This is a genomic window from Paraburkholderia sediminicola, assembly GCF_046026675.1.
GTDB lineage: Bacteria > Pseudomonadota > Gammaproteobacteria > Burkholderiales > Burkholderiaceae > Paraburkholderia > Paraburkholderia sediminicola_F.
Window position 1 is genome coordinate 3,889,684 of record NZ_JAQQEY010000001.1, and the last position, 24,069, is coordinate 3,913,752.

Consider the following 24,069-nt stretch of genomic DNA (forward strand, 5'->3'; position numbering starts at 1 on the left):
TCTCGAAGGCGGAATGGTCTCATTCGGCCTTTTTAGGGTGGCAATCCCCTGTTCACCCGCAGGCGTGCCCATTGCAGGCACGCCTTTTTTTTGCATGGCGCCCGATCCAGCGGCGCCACGCGTCAGCCCAGATCAAGGATCAGCGGGCCGCGATCACGTCGGCCACCAGCAGCGCCGTCATGTTGACGATGCGGCGAACCGTGGCCGAAGCCGTCAGCACGTGCACCGGCTTGGCCGCGCCGAGCAGCATCGGGCCAATCGCGATGTTGTTGCCCGCGGCGGTCTTCAACAGGTTGTACGAGATGTTGGCCGCGTCGATGTTCGGCAGCACCAGCAGGTTCGCGTCGCCTTCGAGTGTCGAGTCCGGCAGCACTTCGCGGCGCAGATTCGCGTCGAGCGCGAGGTCGCCGTGCATTTCACCATCCACTTGCAATTCCGGCGCACGCTCGCGCAGGATCGCCAGCGTGTCGCGCATTTTCTGCGCGGTCGGCGCATTGCTCGAACCGAAGTTCGAATGCGACACCAGGGCGACCTTCGGTTCGATACCAAAGCGGCGCACTTCCTCGGCTGCCATGATCGTGATCTCAGCCAGTTGCTCAGGCGTCGGATCGACATTCACGTGCGTGTCGACCAGGAAAATCTGACGGTTCGGCAACACCAGCGCATTCATCGCCGCATAGACCTTCGCGCCTTGCTTCTTGCCGATCACCTGATCGATGAAGTGCAGGTGGCGATGCGTGGTGGACACCGTGCCGCAGATCATGCCGTCCGCCTCACCCTTCTCCACCATCATCGCGCCGATCAGCGTGGTGCGGCGGCGCATTTCGAGCTTCGCCATCTGCTCGGTGATGCCCTTGCGGGACATCATCTTGTGATATTCCTGCCAGAAATCGCGGTAACGCTCGTCGTGGTCGGTGTTCACGACCGAGTAGTCCTGACCTGCGATCAGACGCAGGCCGTAACGCGCGATGCGTTGTTCAATCACCGCCGGACGGCCGATCAGGATCGGCTTTGCGAGCTTTTCGTCGACGATGATCTGCATGGCGCGCAGCACGCGCTCTTCTTCGCCTTCCGCGAACACGATGCGCTTCTTCTCCGGCTCGACGCCACGCGCCAGCTGGAAAATCGGCTTCATGGTCGTGCCGCTGTGATACACGAACTGCTGCAGATGCTGTTCGTACGCTTCCATGTCTTCGATCGGACGCTCGGCGACGCCCGAATCCATCGCGGCCTTCGCCACCGCCGGCGCGACCTTGACGATCAGGCGCGGGTCGAACGGCTTCGGAATCAGGTATTCCGGACCAAACGAAAGATCCTGGATGCCGTACGCAGTCGCGACGATATCGCTCTGCTCCTGGCGGGCCAGTTCGGCGATCGCGTTGACCGCGGCGATTTCCATTTCACGCGTCACCGTCGTCGCGCCCGCATCCAGCGCGCCACGGAACAGGAACGGGAACACCAGCACGTTGTTCACCTGGTTCGGATAGTCCGTGCGGCCCGTGCAGAGCACGGCGTCCGGACGCACTTCGAGCGCCAGTTCCGGCAGGATTTCCGGTGTCGGATTGGCCAGCGCCAGAATCAGCGGCTTGTCAGCCATCTGCTTGACCATGTCCTGCTTCAGCACGCCGCCGGCCGACAGACCGAGGAAGATATCCGCGCCGCCGATCGCCTCGGCGAGCGTGCGAGCGTCGGTTTCGCGTGCGAAGCGTTCCTTGTCCGGGTCCATCAGTTCGACGCGGCCCTTGTAGACCACGCCGGCCAGATCGGTGACGGTAATGTTTTCGAGCGGCAGGCCGATGTCGACCAGCAGATCCAGACAGGCCAGCGCCGCAGCGCCCGCGCCGGACGACACCAGCTTGACCTTCTTGATGTCCTTGCCGACCACCTTCAAGCCGTTGGTGATGGCTGCCGCGACGACGATCGCCGTACCGTGCTGGTCATCGTGGAAGACCGGAATCTTCATGCGCTTGCGGCATTCGCGCTCGACGATGAAACAGTCCGGCGCCTTGATGTCTTCAAGGTTGATGCCGCCGAAGGTCGGCTCAAGTGCACAGATGACGTCGACCAGCTTGTGCGGATCGGACTCGTTCAGCTCGATATCGAACACGTCGATGCCAGCGAACTTCTTGAACAGGACGGCCTTGCCTTCCATGACCGGCTTCGAGGCGAGCGGCCCGATGTTGCCGAGACCCAGCACCGCGGTGCCGTTCGTGACGACGCCGACCAGGTTGCTGCGCGCGGTGAAACGGGCGGCGTTCAGCGGGTTTTCGACGATTTCCTCACACGCGAACGCGACGCCCGGCGAGTACGCCAGCGCGAGGTCGCGCTGGTTGATCATCTGCTTGGTCGGGGCGATCGCGATCTTCCCGGGGGTCGGGAACTCGTGATAATCGAGGGCGGCTTCGCGGAGTTTGCTATTGACGGGAGTCGACATAAGGCGGGCTTCGAAGGGCGGATTAGAATAGATGTTCGACGGCATTGTAGCCCCAATTGCCGGCTCAATTCCTTCAATACGGGTACAACTGCCGCGACTGAAATATAGCGAAAGGCAGACATGGCGCACTTTGGGCCAACCACTCGTCGGATCGGAGTTGAGTGCGAATAGAGTGTTTACCCGCGAGCATCTCCGTACAATGCGCGCCGTTAGCGGCTTTTCGTTGCACTTATCCGTTCACCCACTGCCACCATGCTCTCCGAGTTTTCGCTGATCGATCGCTTCTTCGCCCGCCGCGCAGCCGCTGCGTCATCCCGTGCTGCCGAAGGCGAGCTCGGCATCGGCGACGACTGCGCTCTGCTCGCGCCGCGACCCGGAGAAATGCTGGCGATATCGACGGACATGCTGGTTGAAGGCCGCCATTTCTTTCCTGACGTCGATCCCGAGGCGCTCGGTCACAAGGCGCTCGCGGTGAACCTGTCGGATCTCGCCGCGATGGGCGCGCGGCCGCAGGCGTTCACGCTAGCGTTCTCCTTGCCCAAAACCGACGAGGCATGGCTTGCCGCCTTCAGCAACGGCCTCTTCGCGTTGGCCGAGCGCTACGGCTGCGATCTGATTGGCGGTGACACGACCGGTGGGCCATTGAACCTATGCATCACCGTGTTCGGCAACGTGCCGCCGCAAGTTGCGCTGCGCCGCGACGCCGCGCAGCCGGGCGACGATGTCTGGATCTCCGGCACGCTCGGCGACGCACGTGCCGGCCTCGGCGTACAGCGTGGCGAGTGGTCCGCCGATGCCAGCGACGCTGCGACGTTTCGTCGCGCCCTCGAACGCCCAGAGCCGCGCATCTTCCTCGGTCTCGCGTTGCGAGGCATCGCGCATGCAGCGCTCGATCTATCGGACGGACTCGCGGGCGACCTGCGGCACATTCTTGAACGCTCGAACGTGCAGGCCACGGTCAACGTCGACGCCGTGCCGCGTTCGGCCGCGCTACGCCGGCTTTCGCCCGAGATCCAGCAACGTTGCACACTAGCTGGCGGCGACGATTACGAACTGTGCTTCACCGCGCCGGCCGTAGCGCGCGCCAAGGTCGAAGCAGCCGGCCGCGAGGTAGCCGTACCGGTCACCCGCATCGGTACAATAAGCGCTCTTCAAACGGCGGCCGACCGCCCGGCGATCGGCTGGCGCAATGCCGCCGGCGCGCCGCTCACTCTGACGTTGCAAGGCTTCGATCATTTCCATGCAGACTGATCCCCCTCTGGTCCCCGCCGATGATCTGATCGGCCATCCGCAGCCCAACGCGTCCGGCCCGCGCGCGCCCCGTCCTCAGCCGCGCCGCGCCACCGCGCGTTTCATGCTGTCGCATCCGCTGCACATTCTGTCGCTGGGTTTTGGCAGCGGCTTGTCGCCGGTTGCACCGGGCACCATCGGCACCCTGTTCGCATGGGCCTCGTTCGCTGTCCTGAGCCGGTATCTGACCGTGGTCGAATGGGGCGTGCTGATCGTCGCCGGCTTTCTCGGCGGCATTGCGATTTGCGGCTTCACCGCGAAGAAGCTGGGTACCGACGATCCGTCTCCAGTCGTCTGGGACGAAATCATCGCGTTCTGGCTGGTGCTGCTGATGGTCACGCCGGTCACGCTAACCGGGCAACTCTGGGCGTTCATCGTGTTCCGCTTCTTCGACATGGTGAAACCGCCGCCAATCGGTTATTTCGATCGCCGACTGAAAGGTGGTTTTGGCATCATGTTCGATGACCTGGTCGCCGCGTTCTTCACGTTGCTCGTAATTGCGCTCTGGCGCATGTCGGTTTAACCGTTGCCCGTCGGCCACCGGCTGCCGACTGCCTCCCGCAGCAGTTCCCCGTTTTCCGGATTGACGCCATGCCTACCGATTCCGTGGTTCACCAGCTCGCGATCCGCGTGAGCAACCGCCTGCGCGACGAGCGCCTGATGCTCGTCACCGCCGAATCCTGCACAGGCGGCATGGTAGCGACCGCGATCACCGATATTTCCGGCAGCAGCGGCTGGTTCGAGCGCGGCTTCGTCACGTATTCGAATCAGGCGAAGTCCGAGATGATCGGCGTGCCGGCCGACCTGATCGAAAAACATGGCGCGGTCAGCGAACAGGTGGCGCGTGCGATGGCCGAGGGCGCACTGCGCAACAGTCGCGCGCAGGTGTCGGTGTCGATTACCGGCGTCGCCGGCCCGGGCGGTGGTACGGAAACCAAGCCCGTCGGCATGGTGTCGTTCGGCTGGAGCAATCGGCTGCATACGTCCGTGGAAACCAAAGTCTTCAAGGGCGATCGCGAGAAGATCCGCGTGCAGGCCGCCGCGCACGCATTGCGCGGTGTGCTGGCCCTGCTCGACGAGCGCGAACATTAACGTCCGGTTCAAAATCTGAGGCGCCGCCACGATGCCCAACATGTCGACTTCGCACGCAGCCAAAGACGAGTTGATCCGCCGCTTCGATCTGAAGCTACATCCGGAAGGCGGATTTTTCAGCGAGACATATCGGTCCGCGGAGTCCGTGCGCCGCGATGACGGTTCAACGCAGACGCGCTCGGCGTCCACCGCGATTTACTACCTGCTCTGCGACGGCGCGCATTCGGCGTGGCATCGGATCAAGTCCGATGAGATCTGGCATTTTTATGCCGGCGAGCCTTTGAAGGTCCACGCGCTCGACGAAGCGGGCACGTTGATTACGCACAAGTTAGGCAATGCGCTGACGCATTCGGATGCCGTGTTTCAGGCAGTGGTGCCCGCGGGTCTGTGGTTTGCCGCGGAATGCGCGGACCCGGCGACGTTCGCGCTGGTGGGCTGCACGGTCGCGCCGGGGTTCGAATTCAGCGAGTTTGAGCTGGCGGACGTCGAGGCGCTGAAAGCTCAGCATCCGCAGCATGCGGCGTTTATTGAGCGGCTGGGGCCAGTTACCTGACTGGCCCCACTCTCAATTACCGAAACGCATTGATCCGGTCGCGCGTTTCCATCGCGGCCTTAGCTGCGGTTTCGGCGAAATCGTCATCCTTACCGGCGTAGATAATCGCCCGCGATGAGTTGATCAGCATGCCCGTGCCGTTCGCCGTCCGGCCGGCATTGACCGTCGCCTGAACATCGCCGCCTTGCGCGCCGATGCCCGGAATCAGCAGCGGCATATCGCCGACGATCCCACGCACCACTTCGATTTCTTTCGGGAAAGTCGCGCCGACCACGAGCGCCAACTGGCCGCTCGCATTCCACTTGTCCGCCGCCAGTTGCGCGACGACCTGATACAGCGGACGTCCGCCCGTCTCCAGAAACTGCAGGTCCGAGCCGCCCGCGTTCGAGGTCCGGCACAATACGATCACGCCCTTGCCCTCGTGCTCCAGATACGGCTCGATCGAATCGAAACCCATATACGGATTCACCGTCACCGCATCCGCCTGATAGCGCTCGAAGGCCTCGCGCGCGTACTGCTCGGCGGTGCTGCCGATATCGCCGCGCTTCGCGTCCAGAATCACCGGCAGACCCGGGTGGTTCGCATGAATATGCGCGATCAGCTGCTCGAGTTGGTCTTCCGCGCGATGAGCGGCGAAGTAGGCGATCTGCGGTTTGAACGACGACGCGTAGGGCGCGGTCGCATCGACAATGGTGCGGCAGAAGTCGAAAATCGCTTCGGGACGGCCCGCGAGCGCGCCCGGGAATTTGCTGGGCTCCGGATCGAGGCCGACGCACAGCAGCGAGTTCGTGCGCTGCCAGGCGTCGTTGAGTGTCTGGATGAAATTGGACATGGTGAGTCTCGCGGCGAGCCGATAACGGAAGAGGCGCGTATTTTACCTGTCCTGCGCGGCAAGCCGCGGCCACGCGTCACACCGGCTCAGGCTGGGACGTGACAGGTACGCCGTACCGCTGCCTTGCTCGCCCCTACTGCCGCCGGCGCGAACCACGTGCGCCCGGCATCGAGCGCAAACCCGTGCGTTCGACGGTAAAGCGGAACGTGCGCGTGAGCTGTTCGCCGCGGGCGAGCATCGTCATCCCGTTTTCGCACGCGCCGCCCGCCAGATTCATCGCGTTGATCGGATGGTCGACCGGTTCGAAGCAGAAGAAGTCTTCGCGCGGCGGCGTGTACAGCACGTAGTAGTCGGTGTCGGCGGCGATATTCAGCGACAGCCGCCGCTTTGGCCACACCACCGCCGCCTGCCCGCTCCAGCCCGTGAACGCGTGATTGACGATGGTTTCCGGCAGCGGATACGCCACGCCGAATTGCCACGCAGGCGGCGCCGGCACGTGGCGCACCGGCAGCCAGTCGTCGCCGGAAAGCCACAGGCCGCCGGCCGCCGCCGACAGTTCGGTATCCGCGTCACGTACAAAAAATGGATGCACGCCCAGCCCGAAAGGCAGCGCCTCGCGGCCGGCGTTCTCGATGTCCAGCGTGATGACGAGCGTGGGACCGTCCAGCGTATAGGTTTGCGTTGCGCGGAATGCGTACGGTTTGCCGTCGTGGCGATCGAGCGTCAGACGGACGTTTTCGCGATCCGACTCGGCGACCTGCCAGACGGAGAGCCAACCGTCGCCATGAATCGGCAAGGCTTCGTCGGCGCGATTTTGCGGCACCTCGACACGCCGCCCCGCCACATTGAAATGACCGCCGCCTATGCGATTTGAATACGGCAGCAACGGATAGCAGGCCAGCTGATTCGGCTGGGTATCCGAAGCGACGTGACGGCAGCGCCGGAAAATCGGCGTGAGCGCGCCGTCGTTGCGCCAGTCGAAACGGGTGATGCCGCCGCCAAGCGTCGGCGCGACGTCGAGGCGCAAATGCGCATTCGCGAGCGTGATGCACGCGAGTTCGCCGCCGCTCGTCTCACCGACCGCAACCGCAGAAGTACTGGGACCCGGAAGCACCGGATTGGCCGCCGCGTTGAGTCGCGCGCGCCGGCTCTGAGAAGAGGCGGAAACAGGATTCGCAACAGTCATATCTGGCTCCATCGAGAGGCGTGGGACATTGCCGTCATTGCTGACGGATGCTGTTGGGCGATTTTTTTTGCACAAGTCGCCTCTGGGTCCGAACTGCATGCTGCCGATCTACTGCCGATTTGCTGGCACTTGGTTTGCGACATCAACGACTGATTCAGTTTCAAAATCACTGCTCGACTGCACTCTGCCTTGCGACTGAGGCTGCGTCATTCTGCGCTATGTAGGCGCGCCCTGGAACACCGGCTCGGGCAAACCTTGTCGTCCGGGTGTTGCGATGAACACGCCGCCCGCATGAGAATCGCCCGCAAGCGCGGCGGCATCGAGATCGATACGCGCGCTCGTGATGTACAGCGTGTCCAGTTGCGCAGGCCCTGAAGGAAGTCCTCTTGCCGTGCCGCCAAACGCGACGCAACTCGGCTGCGCGGTCGGCACGTCGACACGCTCGGTTTCCACGCCATCGGGGCCATACCGCACTACTCGCCAGCCGCCCCATTGCGCATTCCACACACCACCGTCGCGGTCGACAGTCGAGCCGTCGGGCTCGCCGGTTGCGTCCGTTAATGTCGTAAAGACGCGGTCGTTGGCGATGCTACCGTCCGCGCGATAGTCGCAGACGCGAATTTCGCGCGTCGGCGAATCGCCGTAGTACATCGTCGCGCCATCGGGACTGAACGCGATGCTGTTCGAGATCGCCGGTGCGGGCAACGGCAAACGCTCCAGCGACAAATCGTGATTCAGACGATAAAACCCGCCGATCGCCTGCAGCGGCGAGCCTTCGTCTTTCGTACCGAATACGAAACGACCCTGACGATCGCAGCGACCGTCGTTCACGCGCGTGTTCAAGCCAGGTTCGATGTCGACGATACGCTGCGTCTCGCCCGTTGTCAGTTCGAAGAACGCGAGATGCGTCGCCAATCCGAGCAGCAGGTAGCGCGAATCGGCGCACAACGCAAAACTCCCGAGACGCTCGGGCATGCGCCAGAACGTGCTGCCGCCGTCGCGCGGGTCATAGCGCCACAGCCTCGCGCCTTCGATGTCGTTCCAGTAGAAGCGGCCGGTCCTCGCGCACCACGTCGCGCCTTCGCCGAGCGTGCATTTCGTGTCGAGCAGCAGCGCCGCGCTATGTGCAGGCAAACCCGCACCCGAACTCGCGGGCACGCCCGCACTCACGCCCAGCCTCCGTCAACGACAATGTCCTGCGCGGTGATCATCCTGCTGTCATCGGCGGCGAGGAACAAGGCCATGCGGGCGAGATCGGCCGGTTGCAGTTCAGCATCGATGCACTGGCCTTCCTTGATCGAGCGACGGCCCGCATCGTCGAGCCACAAGCGTTTCTGCTTGTCCGTCATCACCCAGCCCGGCACCAGCGTATTGACGCGGATATTGAAGTGACCGAGGTCGCGCGCGAGACCGCGCGTCAAACCCTGCACCGCCGACTTCGACATCACGTACACCGGATAGCCACCGTTCTTCAGCATCCAGCTGATCGAGCCCAGGTTGATGATCGAACCCGCGTTGGCGGCTTTCATGTCCTCCATCACCGCTTGCGCTGCGAAGAACTGGTGACGGATGTTCACCGCGATACCCGCGTCGAAAAACTCGCGCGTCACGTCACCAATCGCGTGGCGTTTGTCGTTCGCGGCGTTGTTCACCAGCACTTGAATCGGGCCGAGTGCAGCCTTCACATCGGCGATCGCTTTTTGCAGCGCGTCGACGTCGGTCAGATCGCAGGGCAGGAACAGCGGCTTGTGTTTCGAATCGCCGAGCACGTCGGCGAGCGCTTCACCCGCGGTCGCATCGATATCGAAGAACGCGACGCACGCACCCTGCGCCGCAAAATGCTCGACGAACGATGCGCCGATACCGGTCGCGCCGCCCGTGATCAACACCGTTCGGTCGACGAGACTCGGATAGCGGGCAAACGCGTTGTCCGCGAGGCGGTCGTTTGCATTGGCCGGAGACGACATCGTTCGATTCCTTTTAGAGCAAAGTGGGTGCGCCGCGAGATGAGTCGCGGATTTAGTCCCGGGTTTAATCCCGTGAACCGCGGTTCTTCAACTGATCAAGCAGCACAGCGGCAAGCAGGATCGCGCCACGCACGAGGTACTGATAGAACGCGTCGATGTTCATCAGGTTCATCACGTTCTCAACGGTCCCCATAATCAGCACGCCGATCACGACACCGGAGATCGTCGCACGACCGCCGAGCAGCGACACGCCGCCCAACACGCAAGCCGAAATCACGTTCAGCTCGAAGCCTTCCGCCGCATTCGGCTGGCCCGACGTAATCCGCGACGCCAGAATCACCCCGGCCAGCGCGGTGACGGCGCCCTGAATCAGGAAGATATAAACGCGCGTGCGCTCGACATTGATACCGGCAAGACGCGAGGCTTCCGGATTACCGCCGATTGCCAGCGTATTACGGCCGTACACGGTCTGATTGAGCATGACGCCGAACACGATGAAGCACAGTAGCGTGACCCAGATCGGCAGCGACACGCCGAAGAAGCTCAAACCGCCCAGCGCGATAAACGTATCCGACGACACGCCCACGGCTTGCCCGTGCGATACGATAAAGCCGAGACCACGGACGATTTCCATCGTTGCTAGCGTCGTGATCAGCGCGTTGATACGCAGATAGGCGATCACGGCGCCGTTGACGAAGCCGATCACCGCACCCGCCGCCACCGCCGCAATGATTGCGATGAACGTGTTACCGGTCGCGTTCAGCACCATCGCGCACAACACACCGGCGAACGCGACCGTCGACCCCACCGACAAGTCGAAATCGCGCGAGGCCAGACAGAACATCATCGTGCACGCGACCATGCCGATCTGCGAAATCGACAGGGCGAGACCGAGCATGTTCTCGATCGAGAAGAAGTGGTCGACCGTCAGCGACATCGTGATGAACATCACGATGAAGATCAGGATCAGGCTGTACTCGGTGATCTGCTGCCACCATTTCGCCTTGTCGTTGCCTTGCGGAATCAGCGCTTCGGCCGCACTTTTTGCGGCTTGTTGCGCGAGGTTTTCTCTGGCTTGCATGTTGAAGACTCCTCCCGTTCCCCACGGGTTGCCGGACTTTCGTCCAAATAATGTTCAGGCCGCTTGCTCGGTGGCTGCGGTTCCGGTTTCGGGCAGCGCAGTCGAGCTTTGCGGCAAGGCGAGGCCCAACACGGATTGTTCTGTCGCGTCCTTACGCGCCAGCTCGCCGGAAATCCGGCCCTGACGCATCACGACGATCCGGTCGGACACGCCGAGCACTTCCGGCAGTTCCGACGAAATCATCACGATCGCGCAGCCGCGTTCAGCGAGCTGATAAATCACGTTATAGATCTCATGCTTCGCGCCGACGTCGATTCCGCGCGTCGGCTCGTCGAGAATCACGACCTTCAGATCAGGCTCGGCCAGCCAGCGCGACAGAATCGCCTTCTGCTGGTTGCCGCCAGAAAGGAAACGAATCTTCTGACGACGGCTCGGCGTCTTGATCTTCAGCAGCTTGATAAAACGGTCGGCGGTTTCCGCTTCTTTCTTCCGATCGAGGAACATCCCGGCGCGCAGATAGTGACGGCGGCAACTGATATTGATGTTCTCCGACACGGTCGCCATTGCGACGATGCCCTCTTCCTTGCGGTCTTCCGGACACAGCACGATGCCGTGCCTGATCGCCTCACCCGCGCTGCGCACCTTGATCGGCTTGCCGTCGAGCACGATTTCGCCGGCCTTCTTGTGATCTGCGCCGTACACCAGATGCATCAGTTCGCTGCGCCCGGCACCCACCAGACCGAAGAAACCGACGATCTCGCCGCGCCGCACTTCGAAGCTGGCCGGCTGCGCGAGCGCATGCCCTTCGATCGCTTTCGCCGCGAAGCGCACTTCGCCGAGCGGCCGCGCCGAGTAGTTGTAAATGTCGGCGATTTCACGTCCGACCATTTCGCTGACGATGGTGTCGCGCTTCACGCCTTCGAGCGTCGGATGCGAAGCAATTTTGCGGCCGTCGCGGAAAATCGTGCAGGCATCGCACAGCTCGTAGATCTCGTCCATGCGGTGCGAGATGTAGATCATCGCGCGATTGTCGGCGCGCAGATCGCGCACCAACTTGAAGAGCACTTCGGTCTCGCGATGCGATAGCGAGCTGGTCGGTTCATCCAGTGCGATCACGCGTGCGTTGCGCAGCAGCGCCTTGCAGATTTCGACCATCTGCCGTTGCGCGATCGAGAGCTTGCGCAGCTTCGCGTTCGGATCCAGTGCCACGCCCATCGCTTCGAGGCGTTCACTCACGAAGCGTTTGGCTTCGCGCTTGTTGACCCAGCCGAGCGAGTTCGGCAACTGGCCCAGCAGCAGGTTTTCCGCGACCGTCAGATCGGGCACGTATTGCAGTTCCTGATGAATCACCGCGATCCCCGCCGCGATCGACGACGCCGCGCTCGTGAAGCGCACCTCATTGCCGTCGATCATCACGCGGCCCGAATCGGGCTGGTATTCACCACCGAGAATCTTCAGCAGGGTCGATTTCCCTGCGCCGTTTTCGCCCATCAGGCCGTGCACCTGGCCGACGTTGACGTCGAAGGACACACCGTCGAGCGCGCGCACGCCTGGAAAGACTTTGCCGATATTGTCAAAACGTAGCGTCGCTGACACTTCGCCTCCTATGTCGACCGGTGTTAGTGCTTCAGCACTTACTCCGGTCCCATGCAAATTAGTTGCTGCTTCGTGTGAACCGTGCTTCTTCAGATGCCTCATGGGCACAAAGCTTGGCCTGTCTCAACCGCTGATCTTGTGTTGCTGTTGCCGGCGCGCCCAATCCTTGGAGAAACGACGCACCGGCAGTTCACTTCATTTAACTACGCTACAGCCGCTTAATTTGCCGCGAGGCCCATCTTCTGGCGCACATCGGCAACGTTGTCACGCGTAGCCAGCATGCCGGTCGTCAGCGTGAGCATCGGCGGTTCCTTGCCTTGCGTGATCCAGTCGTACATCAGCGTCGAGGTTTCTTCGCCGTGACGCTTCGGGCTGATGATGACCGTGCCGTAGAAGCCCGTCGGGGTCGGCTTCTTGAACTCGTTCAATGCCGAGTCCGAACCGCCGATGCCGATACCGATCATGTTGTCCGCCTTGAAACCGCGGCCTTCCGCTGCGCGCACCGCGCCGAGTACGCCTTCGTCGTTCAGCGCGTAAGCCACCCAGTGCTTGAAGTTCGGGTTCTTGGTGAACGCGATGTTGGCGGCGTTGAAGGCGTTTTCCGTATCGGTCTTCGCTTGCGGCGCTTCAATCACGTTGGCCTTCGGGAAACCGGCGGCGACGAGCGCAGCGGTTGCACCGGTGGTACGGTCAACTGCGGTAGGCAACTGGTTGTAGGTCACGTCGATCGCGCCCACATCTTTCATGTCCCAGCCGCGCTTCTTGATTTCCGCGGCCAGGCCATCGCCCACCTGCTTGCCGATGTTGTACGCCGAAATGCCCATATGCGGCACCGATGCGATCGGCTTGCCCGCGCCGTCGACGAGACGGTCGTCCACCGTCATCATCTTCAGGCCGTCGGCCTTCGCCTTGGCAACGATGCCCGGTCCGAGCTTGACGTCAGGCGTGCAGATCACAAAGCCTTGTGCCTTCTGTGCCGACAGGTTGTCGATAGCGCTCATCACCTTCTCGCCCGACGGCGCGCCGATCTTCACCAGCGTAAAACCCTTCTCCTTGGCGGCAATTTCGGCGAACTTCCATTCGTCCTGGAACCACGGTTCTTCCGGCTGCTTCACGAGGAAGCCGATCTTGACCGGATCCGCGGCTTGCGCCACCGGTGCGTTGAAGAGCACACCCGTCGCCGCTGCTGCCAGCGTGAGGAAAATTCTTCGTTTCATAATGCGTGTCTCCTGACTAATTGATAACGAGAAGGTATCGGCCGCGTCTTCTTGTACCGGGTGTGACACACGCGGCCAGCGCGTCGTCCGGTGAAACCTTGCTGCTTTGTTCTTGCCTGTTCTTGCTGCCCGTTTGCTTCGCTTCTTACTTCGCTTCTTACTTCTCTTCCTGCTGCGTTTCCCGCTTCCTGCTGCGTGCTGCCCCACTACGTTCAGTCGTGATACACCGCCGAGCGGCCGCCATCCACGGTGATGCAGGTGGCGTTGATGAAGGGCGCTTCATCCGAGGCGAGAAACACCGCCGTCATCGCCACTTCTTCCGGGCGGCCGATGCGCTTCATCGGTTGCAGAGCGAGCGTCACCTGTTTCGCGGCAGCCGGATCGGCTTGTTCGTTCCACCAGTCGTGCGTCAATTGCGTTTCGATGTAGCCCGGCGCGATCGCGTTGACCCGCACGTTGCGCGGCGCGTATTCGATGCCGAGCGCGCGCGTCAATCCGATCACGCCATGCTTCGCGACCGGGTACGGAAAACATCCCGGAATGATCTTGAATGCATGCGTTGACGCGATATTCACGATGCTGCCCGCGCCGCGTTCGACCATGCCCGGCAACACCGCGCGACACCCATTCCAGACGCCGTCGAGATCGACCGCGAAGCAACGGCGCCAGTCGTCGTCCGTCATGGTCAGCGGATCGCAGAACACGTTGATGCCGGCGTTGTTGACCAGTACGTCGAGCGCGCCGAACGCCTGCTCGGCCTCGCTCACCGCGTGCTGAACCGAGGCCGATTGCGTGACATCCGTTTGTACCGCCAGCACGCGTCCGCCCGTTTGTGCCTTGATCTGTTCCGCCGTCTGCTGCGCGGTTTCGATATCGAGTTCAGCCAGTACAACCGCCGCACCCTCGCGCGCAAACGCAAACGCGATCGCCGCACCGATGCCGCGACCGGCGCCGGTGACCAATGTGACTTTGTCGGCGAGCCGCTTCATTTCTTCGCGCCTGCACGGGCGATGCGCAACCCGTTGATGAAGGCCTTCGCGTGCGAGGCGGTCACCGCCGCGCTCTGTCCTGGCTTGTACAGCGCCGAGCCGAGGCCGAAGCCATTCGCTCCGACGCTAAGGAACGGACCCATGTTGTCCGGCGTGATCCCACCAACCGGCACGAGCGGCACTTCCGCCGCGATCACTGCGCGCCACGCCTTCACGACCTGGCAGCCGAGTTGTTCGGCCGGGAACATCTTTAGTACATCCGCGCCGTTTTTCAGCGCGATGAAGGCTTCGTTCGGTGTCGCCACACCCGGCGCGCACGCCATGCCTTGCGCTTTCGCCGCGCCGACGACCTCCGGGTCGCTATGCGGCATCACGATCAGTTCGCCGCCCGCCGACTTCACGTCGTTGACGAAACTCGGGTGCAGCACCGTGCCAGCACCGACGATCGCATCGGCCGGCAACACCTTGCGGATCGCCGCGATGCTGTCGAACGGCCGCGGCGAATTCAACGGCACTTCGACGATGCGAAAGCCGGCTTCGTACAGCGCCTGACCGTGCTCGGCAGCATCCGCGGGCGTCACACCGCGCATGATCGCGATCAGCGGACAGACCTCGAACGCCGCGATCAACCCCGCGTGCGGCATGTACGGGGCGGGCAGATTGATGTGAGGTTGCATGTCGGTTCCTTGTTTCGTGAGCGGCGGCGCAGCCGGTTAGCCGACGTGCGCCGCTTGTGGCGTGGGCTTGACGAGCCCCGCCTGGGTGGCGACGCGCCACAAGCCGCGCTCGGTGGCGTGCTTCACCAGCTCCGCGTGAGTGCAACCGAATTGCGCCAGTGCCACGCGATAGCGCTCGCACAGCGCTTCATTGCCGATCAGACGCAGATGCTGCCCGGCGAGCGAACTTTGCTGTTGCGTCAGCGCGGCTTCGAGACCGGCCAGTTCGTGCCCGATCAGCAAACCCGATAGATAGTCCGGCTGCTGTTCGCGCGAAAGTTGTCCGGTGAGCCCGAGCGTGCGGGAGCTGAATACGGTGGCCAGCATGCCCGCCTGACCTTTATCGCGAGCGATGTTCACGCCATGCAAAAACGAAGCGGTATCCGGACGATCCGGCGTGACCATCGTGCGGCCGAGGATGGTGTGCTCGCGCAAAGCCGCGAACACTTCACCGGTCATAAAGGTATGAAAACGTTCGATGCGGCCCGCCTGCACGACGGCCCATTTCGCGTGCGTGCCAGGCAAGCCGATCAGTGCGCGCTTACCGCTGTCCGCTGCACCCGTGTCCTGCCCCAGCGCGCCGAAAATCTGTGTTTCTTCGCCGCGCATGACGTTGGGCAACTCGCCGCGCTGCAGGACGCCCGGCACGATGTGCAGCGTCACGCCGCATGCGGCTTTCACACGGACGATGCCGGCCACCAGCGCATCCGCGTTCGCCGGCGCGTCGACGTACGGCGCTTCGAGCCAGCCTTGCGCGCTGCCGACCATACCGGCTGCGATCACCGACACGGCGGGCGCCTGCTCGAGCCAGGCGCCGCACGCGTCCTCGAAGGCGGCGTCGAAGCCGCCTTGCTCGGCGCTGCGCGGCAAATTCATGATGCCGGCTGTCGATGCCCGCGTCGCCAGTACCTCGCCGGCCGCGTCGTACAGATACGCGCGCAGCGACGTCGTGCCCCAGTCGAGCGCAATGAGCGCTGCGTGCTGGAGGTTAGCGTCAGCAACCGCGGCGGCGTGCACCGGATTGGCCGCTTGCGTGTGAGAACCCGCTCGCTTCATCGTTTGATCCTGCGGGTTGCCGGTTGCGGGGCACGCCAGCCGAGTTCTTCCGAAATCGCACGCGCTTCGCGCTGCACGACCGGAATCAGTTCATCCATGCGTTCGAGCGACATATACGGAATCGTGCTCGCCACCGACAGCGCCGCCACGACTGCGCCCGATGCATCGCGCACCGGCGCCGCGACGCAACGGATCGACGCTTCGTTTTCTTCGAGGTCGAAGGTGTAGCCGCCGGCAGCGTAGTTGGTCATGCGTTGCATGAAGGTCTGCGCATCGGGGCGGTTATCCGGCTTGAAACTCACGCCGGCGAGCGCACGCCGCGATGCTTCGAAGAGCGACTGCCAGACGTCCGGCGTGAGGTCGAGCATCATGGCTTTGCCGATCCCCGTCGACGCCAGCGGCATCCGGTGACCGACGCGCGAGCGCATTTCGAGGCCACGGGTGCCGGGGATCTTGTCGATGTACAGCACGTCGTCGCCATCGCGCACGCCGAGGTGGATCGTGTCGAGCGTTTGCTCGGCGAGCGATTCGAGATGCTGCCGAGCGACGGTCGTGAGCGGCATCTGTTCGAGCGCGATGGTGCCGAGTTCGATCAGCTTCGGGCCGAGCAGATAGCCGCCTTGCACTTGCCGCAGATAGCGCGCCTGCACGAGGCTGCTCACCAGCCGATGCGTAGTGCTGCGGGTTGTGCCGAGCGCGGCGCCGAAGGTGCGCAGATCGCGCACGCCGGCGGCAGCTGCTTCCAGAATCGCGAGACCGCGCAGTAGTGTTTGCGTGCCAGCCTGTTGCGGCGTGATGTCGAGCAACGTGCTCGGCAAGGCGATTTCGTCGACCACGGACGGATGCTGGACGGCCGCGCGTGAAATCTTCGCAGCGTTGGCAGCCTGCCGCGGCGCGGCGCTGGAAGCGTGACCGCCCTGCGGCGCCAGATCGGCGTCAGGTTCGCTTACGGCGTGAGTGGGCATCGCTTTGTTCATGGCGATTCGCTTTCAGGTAGTTTTTTGCGCTTACAGCGCGGGGCCGGAGAGGAGGCCTGTTTTGCTCGCGGCGCAGTGCGTGTTGCCACTGGCGCGGGCATGCGGTTGCTGCCTTTGGGGCTTTGGCATGGTTTGGCTTGTCTCCGGTTTTTTTCTTGCTGTCGCTGGTCGTGGCTTTTTTGGCTCACGGTGCGTGATGGGTTGGATTGTAGGGCGGTTTTTTGGAAATCTCCAATATGTGAATGTTTGATTCATATAATGGGATTTTGTCCTGCCGGGGACTGGTTGATTGCCCTGAGGGCGGTTTTTTGTTTGTTTGCCCTCTTAGCCTTCGCAGGGTTCGTTCGTTGGGCTGCCTGCGGCAGTGGGCTTTTCTTGATCTTGTTGTCTGCGTGGCGCTTGTTTGTCAGTGTTCTTAGGGCTTTGGCCTTTCCTTGATCTGGCTTTGGTGCCCGTCCTTGAATTGTTAGTGGTCTATTAGCGTTGCCCCTGTGCGGGGCGGCACTTACTTTCTTTGCCGCCGCAAAGAAAGATAAGCAAAGAAAGCGGCTCAAACCGCTCATGCTAAGGGGGGCCCGTGGTCTGCTGCGGGTAGTGGCGCATCTGGAATCCGTGTTCTCGCACATTCCGCGTGAGTGACAAAGGTGTCATCAGCTCCCACTCCGCACTGCGTGCGTCGCGGACGGGTCTGCATGGGAAACCAGGGGCTTCGGGTCTGGTCTGTGGGGGCCGTCGGCTTCGCCTCGGCGAGGCGCCCCTCCACTCACCCCGGAAACCCGGTGGCGAGGCGCGAGCGTCAAAACGTAGCGGGTGGTTTTAAGAAGTACGCTTCGGCGCGCGCAACGCCGCCGGAAGTATGACGCCCTTGTCACTGGCGCATGCAGGGGCACGAACCCAGATTCCAGATGCACCACTACCCGCAGCAGACCACGGCCCCCCCTTAGCATGAGCGGTTTGAGCCGCTTTCTTTGCTTATCTTTCTTTGCGGCGGCAAAGAAAGTAAGTGCCGCCCCGCACAGGGGCAACGCTAATAGACCACTAGCAATTCAAGGAAAGGCACCAAACCCAGAAGCACAAAAAAGCGCCGAACAGGCAAACCAAACCTTAATCTGGCAATTCCGCCGCCCCCATCCGCCGCGCAATCACGCGCGAACGTTGAGCGAGATACCCTGAGCCTCTGTGCTCATCAAAATACTTAGGCTGCGGCAGCATCACAGCGAGGCGCGCCGACTGCCCGGCAGTCAATTTGGCAGCGGAAGTCTTGTAGTAATAATGCGCGGCCGCCTCCGCGCCATAAACCCCATTGCCCCATTCAACAGAGTTGAGATAAATCTCAAAGATCCGCTGCTTGTCCATCAGAGTCTCGAGCATCCACGTGATGATCAGTTCCTGGCCCTTGCGGATATAACTCTTTTCCCGCGACAAAAACAGATTCCTCGCCAACTGCTGGGTAATCGTCGAGCCACCACGAACGATCTTGCCCTTGGCCTTGTTCTTCTCCCACGCCTGCAAAATGGCGTCGGTCTCGTAGCCGTTGTTATTGACGAAGTTTGCGTCTTCGGAAGCGATAATCGCGCGCTTCAGATTGTGTGAAATCTGTTCGTACGGCACCCACGTACGTTGCACCGACAGATCAGGCCGATCCTGCGACAAGCGCCACGCGTCCGACCGCATAAAAGCAGTCGACTGGGGATTCGTGTAATTCCACGCCGCGATCTGCGCGAAGTAAAACGCCTGCGTCGCCAGCCACGCAATCGCCACCACGGCGCCGAGATAAACGATCCATCGCACCGGACCTGGCCGGCTCGCGCGCCGCGTTGTTTTCATCGTGCCTGGAGTCCTCGAGTCGGTGAACGTGTGGGTTGGTGAGTTGCGTAGTCCGGAAATTAAACCGGTGGTCTACGCGAGCGGCGGCGCCGTCAATAACGCTCGCAATTCAGCCAGCACCGGCGCGCCGTCGGGCCGCACGCCTCGCCACACGTAAAACGATTCGGCCGCCTGCTCGACCAGCATGCCGAGGCCGTCGGCGCCGCGTGCACCCAGTTTCCGCGCGTGCTCCATGAACACCGTCGGATGCGCGCCGTACATCATGTCGTAGGCGAGCGTGCCGGCGCCGAACGCGCGGTCGTCGCATTCCGGCAACGAAGCATCCAGACTGCCCGCCGTCGCGTTGACGATCACGTCGTATGTGCCTGATTCGATCGCTCGCGCGCTGCCACCGGTCAGACGGCAAGCGGCATCGCGCGCAGCCTGCGCGAACTGGTCCACTAACACTTCAGCCTTCGCTGCCGTACGGTTGACGATCGTCAGCGTATGCGGCGAGCGGTCCAGCATCGGCAGCACCACGCCGCGCGCGGCACCACCCGCACCGAGCAGCAAAATCCGTGCACCCTTCAATGAAACGCCGAGATTCACCTCGATGTCTCGAACGAGGCCGAAGCCGTCCGTGTTGTCGCCGTAGACACCGGTTGCGTCGAACCGCAGTGTATTCACCGCGCCCGCTGCTGCCGCCCGCGGCGACAGGGTGCTAGCGAACGCATGCGCGTCGAGCTTGAATGGCACCGTCACGTTCATGCCGCGACCGCCAGCTTCGATAAAAGCGCGCACATGCGGCACGAAAGCATCGACCGGCGCGAGCAAGTGGCCGTACTCGATCGGCTCGCCGGTTTGCGCGGCAAAGCGACCATGAATGAACGGCGATTTGCTATGGCCGACCGGGTTGCCGATGACCGCGTAGCGGTCGCGTGAATCGCTGACGCTCATCGTCCCGGCTCCGCTACGTGCTGCTGGTCGGCTGCCGCATTGCTGGTGCCGGCGGCGTTTTCGGCGTCACCCGGTTCAGCCGCGCCGCCGTCGAGGTCGGCTTCCGCCTGAGCCTCGGCTTCGCCTTCGGCGCTTTCTTCCGCCGCGTCGATGATTTCCTCTTCACCCTCGTCGGCTTCTTCAGCTTCGCTGCCGCTCGTCACCGTCGGCGCATCGAGCACATGCAACAGGCGCACGGACGCTTCGACGGTCAGTTCGTCGATCGACATCACTTCCATCTGCAATCGCGTCCCGCGTGCGTGGACGCCGAGACCCGGCACATGCAGCAGTAGCGGAATCTCTTCGAGGCGCACGAGATCGCCCTTCACCACCGAGGCCACTACCTGCTTCCGGTTCTCCTGCTTCAGCCACCGCAGGCACCAGAAGTACTCCATGCGGCGCTGATGATCGGCATACGCCGTGTAGGTATCGTCGAAACCTTGCACGACGGCGAACAGATCGGCGTCCTTAGGCTTGAACGGCGCAGCCAGTTTCGCGGTCACGCCATGCTGCACGCAGGCGAGCAACTGCCACTGGTTCACGAGGTCGACGTAGCGGCGCAGCGGCGACGTGCTCCACGCGTATTGCGTAACGCCCAGGCCTTCGTGCGGCGCCGCATTGGTCTGCATGCGAGTGCGCTTCGGACCGGTCGGCGCGCCGAACGCGCGCTGCGAACGATAGATGCCCGGCACGCCGTGATCGTGCAGGAACGCGCCCCACGACGAGTTGGCGAGAATCGCGAGCTCCGCGACGATCGTGTCGAGCGGCGAACCACGCCGGCGCGGCGTGATCGTGATGTGCTCGCCTTCCACATAGAAGTTGAAATCGGTGTTGCGCTGCACTTCGCGGCGCAGGCCATAACCGGCGCGCGCGGTCTGACGCTTTTCGAACAGCGCCTGCGCGAACGGCCACAGGACAGCAATGTCTTCCTTGTGCGGATAGTCGCCGGTACCCGCGGCGAGCGCCTCTTCGGTGACCAGCTCATCGAGCGTGTTGTGGCGCAGATTGTTCTTCACGAACACGCGCTCGGCGCGCGTTTCGCTCGCCACGATTTCCTGCGTCTCGCGATTGATGATCACATAGAGCGACAGAGCCGGCCGCAAGCCGCCTTCAGCCAGCGTGAACGCTTCCACGACGCTATCGGGCAGCATCGTGATCTTGTCGCCCGGCATATAGACGGTCGACAAACGCGTACGTGCGATCGCATCGACCTCGTCGCCGCGCTCAATGCCGAGCGCCGGCGCGGCGATGTGTACGCCAATCCGCACGCGGCCGTCGGCCAGATGCTCGACGGAGAACGCATCGTCGATTTCAGTGGTGGTGATGTCGTCGATCGAGAACGCCTGTACGTCGGCTTCCGGCAGATCTTCAGGCAACGTGCCGACCGTGACCGGTGGAAAACCGGTGCCGTGCGGGAAAAACTCGGAGAGGAATTTCGCCTCATGCAACGCGCGAGCCGACAGAATACCGCCGCATTCGAGCATCAGCCGCGCCTGCGAAATACCGCGCGCTGCTGCCGCGCCTTCGAGCGCCTTGTATTCGATCGTGTTCTTGTCGGGCCTCGTGAGCAAAGCCAGCGCCTTGCTGCCGCTGAAGCCTTCCGGCAGACGGCCTGCCTTCAGTTCGTCTTCGTAACCGGCCTGCACCAGCGCCTGCTGGCGCTTGCGCTCCAGCCCGGCAAGCGCCATCTTGAGTTGCTCCTGCGGCGCGCGCTGGTACATGCCGCGGCCCTTGCGGCGAAAGTACACCGGCGAGCCGTGCAGGCGCAGCACCAGCGCCGCACGCTCGATGGCGCCGAACCCATCACCGAAGTACTCGGCGCCCAGCGTGGCAAACGGGAATTCGTCTTCCGGCGCGCATTCCCACAGGAAGTCCAGATCGATGTCCTGCGCGGCGGCGTCAGCCTGTTGCATCAATTCGCCCGCGCTCGGCTTTTCGAATTCGATCAGCACGTCTTTCGCGCGCACCTTGGCGCGCCGGCCGCCCGGCAGCTCGACCTGAAAAGCATCGCCCTGGCGCGACAGCACGCTGCCCGCCTTGAAACTGCCCGATTCCTCAAAGAAAACGTTCACTCAATACTCTCGTTCTGTCTTGCATCTGCCGGCGCGCCCGATTGGGTTCAACTATCGGTCACTGCGCGCGCGGCACGGCAACGTGTTCGTGGTAGTGGATCCGCGGCGCGATACGCGCGCGCCGGCGGCATGATTCTGGCGATCCGCAACGGCCTCGCTGCGGGATCGTCGGCACACTCAGGCGGCTTCGCGCGGCGCCGGCGGCTCGACGTCTTCGGCATCGCAGAAGGCCAGCACCTCGTCGACGTATTGCGCGAATTCGCTGATCGCGTGGTCACTCCCTTCGATCAGCGTAGTTCGCGCGCCCGGATAGTGCGCGAGCATTTCGCGGTAATCGAGCACTTCGTCGCCGGTAGCGGCCATCAAATAATAGCGTTCGGGCCGCGTGATCGACGCGACGCCGAGCGCGCGCAGCTCGTCCAGATGATGCGGCTCGACGGTGATGCTGCCGCCGCCGTGCCACAGCGGCTGCTCGCCGAGATAGGCGCTCAGGTCGCGCTGCGGCACGACCGCCGGGTTCAGCAGCACCGCCGGCCAGCCGTGCTTCTCGGCAAGATACGTGGCGAAGTAGCCGCCGAGCGAACTGCCGATCACGGTGACGTCTTTCGGCTTCGCAGCCGCCACCAGCGATTCGGCGAGCGCCACGGTCTCGAACGGCGAGACCGGCAGCATCGGACAGCACCATTCGCCGTTGCGGCCGAGTTCGACGAGGCGCGCCGCCAGCACGCGCGCCTTGAACGAATTGGGTGACGACCGAAAGCCGTGCAGGTAAAGGATCACGAAGCGCCTCGCGCGGAAAGTGCGTCGAGCAGCTTCTGATGCACGCCGCCGAAGCCGCCGTTGCTCATCACCAGAATCTGATCGCCGGGGCGCGCTGCGTGAACCACCGCCTTGACCAGCGCGTCGAGATTGTCGAAAGCCTGCGCTTTGCCGCCGAGCGGCGCGAGCGCCTCGCCGAGATCCCAGCCGAGTGCGTCGCGGCCGGCCGGCGCGCCGTAGCCGAACACGAGGTCGGCATCGGCCAGACTCGCCGGCAGCTGCGCTTTCATCACGCCGAGCTTCATGGTGTTCGAGCGCGGCTCCAGCACGGCCAGGATTCGCGTGTTTTCGTGGCCGACGCGTGCGCGCAGGCCGGCCACCGTGGTTTCGATCGCCGTGGGGTGGTGGGCGAAATCGTCGTAGACGGTCACGCCGTCGACGCTGCCGCGCACTTCCATACGGCGCTTCACATTCCGGAAGCTCGCCAGCGACTTCGCGGCTTGCGCCGGCGGCACGCCGACATGGCGCGCAGCGGCGATCGCAGCAAGCGCGTTCATGCGGTTGTGTTCGCCCTGAACCTGCCACTCGACTACACCGACACGCTCACTGCTGTGATACACGGCAAAACGCTCATCGACCGGCACGCCGTCTTCCGCCGGCAAGGTTTCCCAGCCGCCTTGCACGCCGAACCGCTCGACTTCGCTCCAGCAACCGCGCGTCAACACGCGCTCAAGCGCATCTTCACGACCGTTCGTGACAATACGGCCAATGCCCGGCACTGTGCGGATCAGGTGATGGAACTGCGTTTCGATCGCCGCCAGATCCGGGAAAATGTCGGCGTGGTCGAACTCGAGGTTGTTCAGGACCGCGGTTTTAGGCCGGTAGTGGACGAACTTCGAGCGCTTGTCGAAGAAGGCCGTGTCGTATTCGTCGGCTTCGATCACGAAAAAGCTCGAATCGGTCAGCCGCGCCGACACGCCGAAGTTCAGCGGCACGCCGCCGATCAGGAAGCCCGGATTGAGACCCGCGTCCTCGAGCAGCCAGGTCAGCATCGAACTGGTGGTGGTCTTGCCGTGCGTGCCGGCCACCGCCAGCACCCACTTGCCGTTCAGCACGTGCTCGCCGAGCCACTGCGGACCGGAGACATAAGGCAGCCCGCGATCGAGGATCGCTTCCATCAGCGGATTGCCGCGCGAGACCACATTGCCGATCACGAACAGGTCGGCGTTGAGGCCGTTCAACTGCTCGGCGTCATAACCTTCAATCAGACGAATGCCTTGGGCCTCGAGCTGCGTGCTCATCGGCGGATAGACGCCGGCGTCACAGCCCGTCACGGTGTGGCCCGCGCCGCGCGCGAGGACCGCGAGTCCGCCCATGAACGTGCCGCAGATACCGAGGATGTGGATGTGCATAAGCCTGTCGTGCCGCGCGGGCGTATTTTGCGAGGGAT

21 protein-coding genes are annotated in these 24,069 nt (G+C 63.1%); 4 read left to right on the top strand and 17 right to left on the bottom strand.

The window, feature by feature from the left end:
- Positions 1 to 139: 139 nt before the first annotated feature.
- Positions 140 to 2,479, bottom strand: coding sequence for an NADP-dependent malic enzyme (locus PQQ86_RS16975; protein WP_408268891.1), 2,340 nt, complete (start codon positions 2,477 to 2,479; stop codon positions 140 to 142).
- Between the two features lie 207 nt (positions 2,480 to 2,686).
- On the opposite strand from PQQ86_RS16975, the gene thiL reads away from it, so the two are divergent.
- From thiL to PQQ86_RS16995, 4 genes are all read left to right on the top strand, one after another.
- A complete protein-coding gene (thiL, locus tag PQQ86_RS16980; protein WP_408268894.1) occupies positions 2,687 to 3,685 on the top strand; it encodes a thiamine-phosphate kinase in 999 nt (332 codons plus the stop codon).
- Positions 3,675 to 4,247, top strand: coding sequence for a phosphatidylglycerophosphatase A family protein (locus PQQ86_RS16985; protein WP_408268896.1), 573 nt, complete (start codon positions 3,675 to 3,677; stop codon positions 4,245 to 4,247). The genes thiL and PQQ86_RS16985 overlap by 11 nt, the downstream gene beginning before the upstream one ends.
- Positions 4,248 to 4,315: 68 nt before the next feature.
- Positions 4,316 to 4,816, top strand: a complete 501-nt coding sequence (locus PQQ86_RS16990; protein WP_054034521.1) for a CinA family protein — start codon at positions 4,316 to 4,318, stop codon at positions 4,814 to 4,816.
- A gap of 40 nt (positions 4,817 to 4,856) precedes the next feature.
- Positions 4,857 to 5,369, top strand: coding sequence for a cupin domain-containing protein (locus PQQ86_RS16995; protein ID WP_408268900.1), 513 nt, complete (start codon positions 4,857 to 4,859; stop codon positions 5,367 to 5,369).
- 16 nt (positions 5,370 to 5,385) lie between these two features.
- On the opposite strand, the gene pyrF is transcribed toward PQQ86_RS16995, so the two are convergent.
- From pyrF to mpl, 16 genes are all read right to left on the bottom strand, one after another.
- Complete coding sequence (pyrF, locus tag PQQ86_RS17000; protein ID WP_408268903.1) at positions 5,386 to 6,201, bottom strand: orotidine-5'-phosphate decarboxylase; 816 nt, start codon at positions 6,199 to 6,201, stop codon at positions 5,386 to 5,388.
- 133 nt (positions 6,202 to 6,334) lie between these two features.
- Positions 6,335 to 7,387 (bottom strand): aldose 1-epimerase, encoded by a 1,053-nt coding sequence (locus tag PQQ86_RS17005; RefSeq protein WP_408268904.1) that lies wholly within the window; start codon positions 7,385 to 7,387, stop codon positions 6,335 to 6,337.
- Between the two features lie 216 nt (positions 7,388 to 7,603).
- A complete protein-coding gene (locus PQQ86_RS17010; protein WP_408268906.1) occupies positions 7,604 to 8,557 on the bottom strand; it encodes an SMP-30/gluconolactonase/LRE family protein in 954 nt (317 codons plus the stop codon).
- The gene (locus tag PQQ86_RS17015; RefSeq protein WP_408268908.1) at positions 8,554 to 9,354 is read right to left on the bottom strand and encodes an SDR family NAD(P)-dependent oxidoreductase; all 801 of its coding nucleotides are present in this window, start codon (positions 9,352 to 9,354) and stop codon (positions 8,554 to 8,556) included. The genes PQQ86_RS17010 and PQQ86_RS17015 overlap by 4 nt, the downstream gene beginning before the upstream one ends.
- Before the next feature lie 64 nt (positions 9,355 to 9,418).
- Complete coding sequence (araH, locus tag PQQ86_RS17020) at positions 9,419 to 10,435, bottom strand: L-arabinose ABC transporter permease AraH (protein ID WP_054034524.1); 1,017 nt, start codon at positions 10,433 to 10,435, stop codon at positions 9,419 to 9,421.
- A gap of 54 nt (positions 10,436 to 10,489) precedes the next feature.
- Positions 10,490 to 12,031, bottom strand: a complete 1,542-nt coding sequence (gene araG / locus PQQ86_RS17025; RefSeq protein ID WP_408268911.1) for an L-arabinose ABC transporter ATP-binding protein AraG — start codon at positions 12,029 to 12,031, stop codon at positions 10,490 to 10,492.
- 218 nt (positions 12,032 to 12,249) lie between these two features.
- On the bottom strand, positions 12,250 to 13,248 hold the full coding sequence (locus tag PQQ86_RS17030) for an arabinose ABC transporter substrate-binding protein (protein WP_408268914.1): 999 nt from the start codon (positions 13,246 to 13,248) through the stop codon (positions 12,250 to 12,252).
- A 212-nt stretch (positions 13,249 to 13,460) separates the two neighbouring features.
- Positions 13,461 to 14,237 (bottom strand): SDR family oxidoreductase, encoded by a 777-nt coding sequence (locus PQQ86_RS17035; RefSeq protein WP_408268916.1) that lies wholly within the window; start codon positions 14,235 to 14,237, stop codon positions 13,461 to 13,463.
- On the bottom strand, positions 14,234 to 14,914 hold the full coding sequence (locus PQQ86_RS17040) for a 2-dehydro-3-deoxy-6-phosphogalactonate aldolase (RefSeq protein WP_097390427.1): 681 nt from the start codon (positions 14,912 to 14,914) through the stop codon (positions 14,234 to 14,236). The genes PQQ86_RS17035 and PQQ86_RS17040 overlap by 4 nt, the downstream gene beginning before the upstream one ends.
- Before the next feature lie 36 nt (positions 14,915 to 14,950).
- Positions 14,951 to 16,009 carry a 2-dehydro-3-deoxygalactonokinase gene (locus PQQ86_RS17045; protein ID WP_408268918.1) on the bottom strand — a complete coding sequence of 353 codons (1,059 nt, stop codon included), beginning with the start codon at positions 16,007 to 16,009 and terminating at the stop codon, positions 14,951 to 14,953.
- Complete coding sequence (locus PQQ86_RS17050; protein WP_408268920.1) at positions 16,006 to 16,986, bottom strand: IclR family transcriptional regulator; 981 nt, start codon at positions 16,984 to 16,986, stop codon at positions 16,006 to 16,008. The genes PQQ86_RS17045 and PQQ86_RS17050 overlap by 4 nt, the downstream gene beginning before the upstream one ends.
- Positions 16,987 to 18,090: 1,104 nt before the next feature.
- Positions 18,091 to 18,813 (bottom strand): monofunctional biosynthetic peptidoglycan transglycosylase, encoded by a 723-nt coding sequence (gene mtgA, locus PQQ86_RS17055; RefSeq protein WP_408268923.1) that lies wholly within the window; start codon positions 18,811 to 18,813, stop codon positions 18,091 to 18,093.
- A gap of 72 nt (positions 18,814 to 18,885) precedes the next feature.
- The gene (gene aroE, locus PQQ86_RS17060) at positions 18,886 to 19,749 is read right to left on the bottom strand and encodes a shikimate dehydrogenase (protein ID WP_408268925.1); all 864 of its coding nucleotides are present in this window, start codon (positions 19,747 to 19,749) and stop codon (positions 18,886 to 18,888) included.
- Positions 19,746 to 21,860, bottom strand: a complete 2,115-nt coding sequence (locus PQQ86_RS17065; RefSeq protein ID WP_408268928.1) for a ribonuclease catalytic domain-containing protein — start codon at positions 21,858 to 21,860, stop codon at positions 19,746 to 19,748. The genes aroE and PQQ86_RS17065 overlap by 4 nt, the downstream gene beginning before the upstream one ends.
- A 177-nt stretch (positions 21,861 to 22,037) precedes the next feature.
- The gene (locus PQQ86_RS17070) at positions 22,038 to 22,640 is read right to left on the bottom strand and encodes a YqiA/YcfP family alpha/beta fold hydrolase (RefSeq protein ID WP_408268931.1); all 603 of its coding nucleotides are present in this window, start codon (positions 22,638 to 22,640) and stop codon (positions 22,038 to 22,040) included.
- Positions 22,637 to 24,031, bottom strand: a complete 1,395-nt coding sequence (mpl, locus tag PQQ86_RS17075; RefSeq protein ID WP_408268934.1) for a UDP-N-acetylmuramate:L-alanyl-gamma-D-glutamyl-meso-diaminopimelate ligase — start codon at positions 24,029 to 24,031, stop codon at positions 22,637 to 22,639. Before mpl ends, PQQ86_RS17070 begins: the two co-directional genes overlap by 4 nt.
- Positions 24,032 to 24,069: the final 38 nt, after the last annotated feature.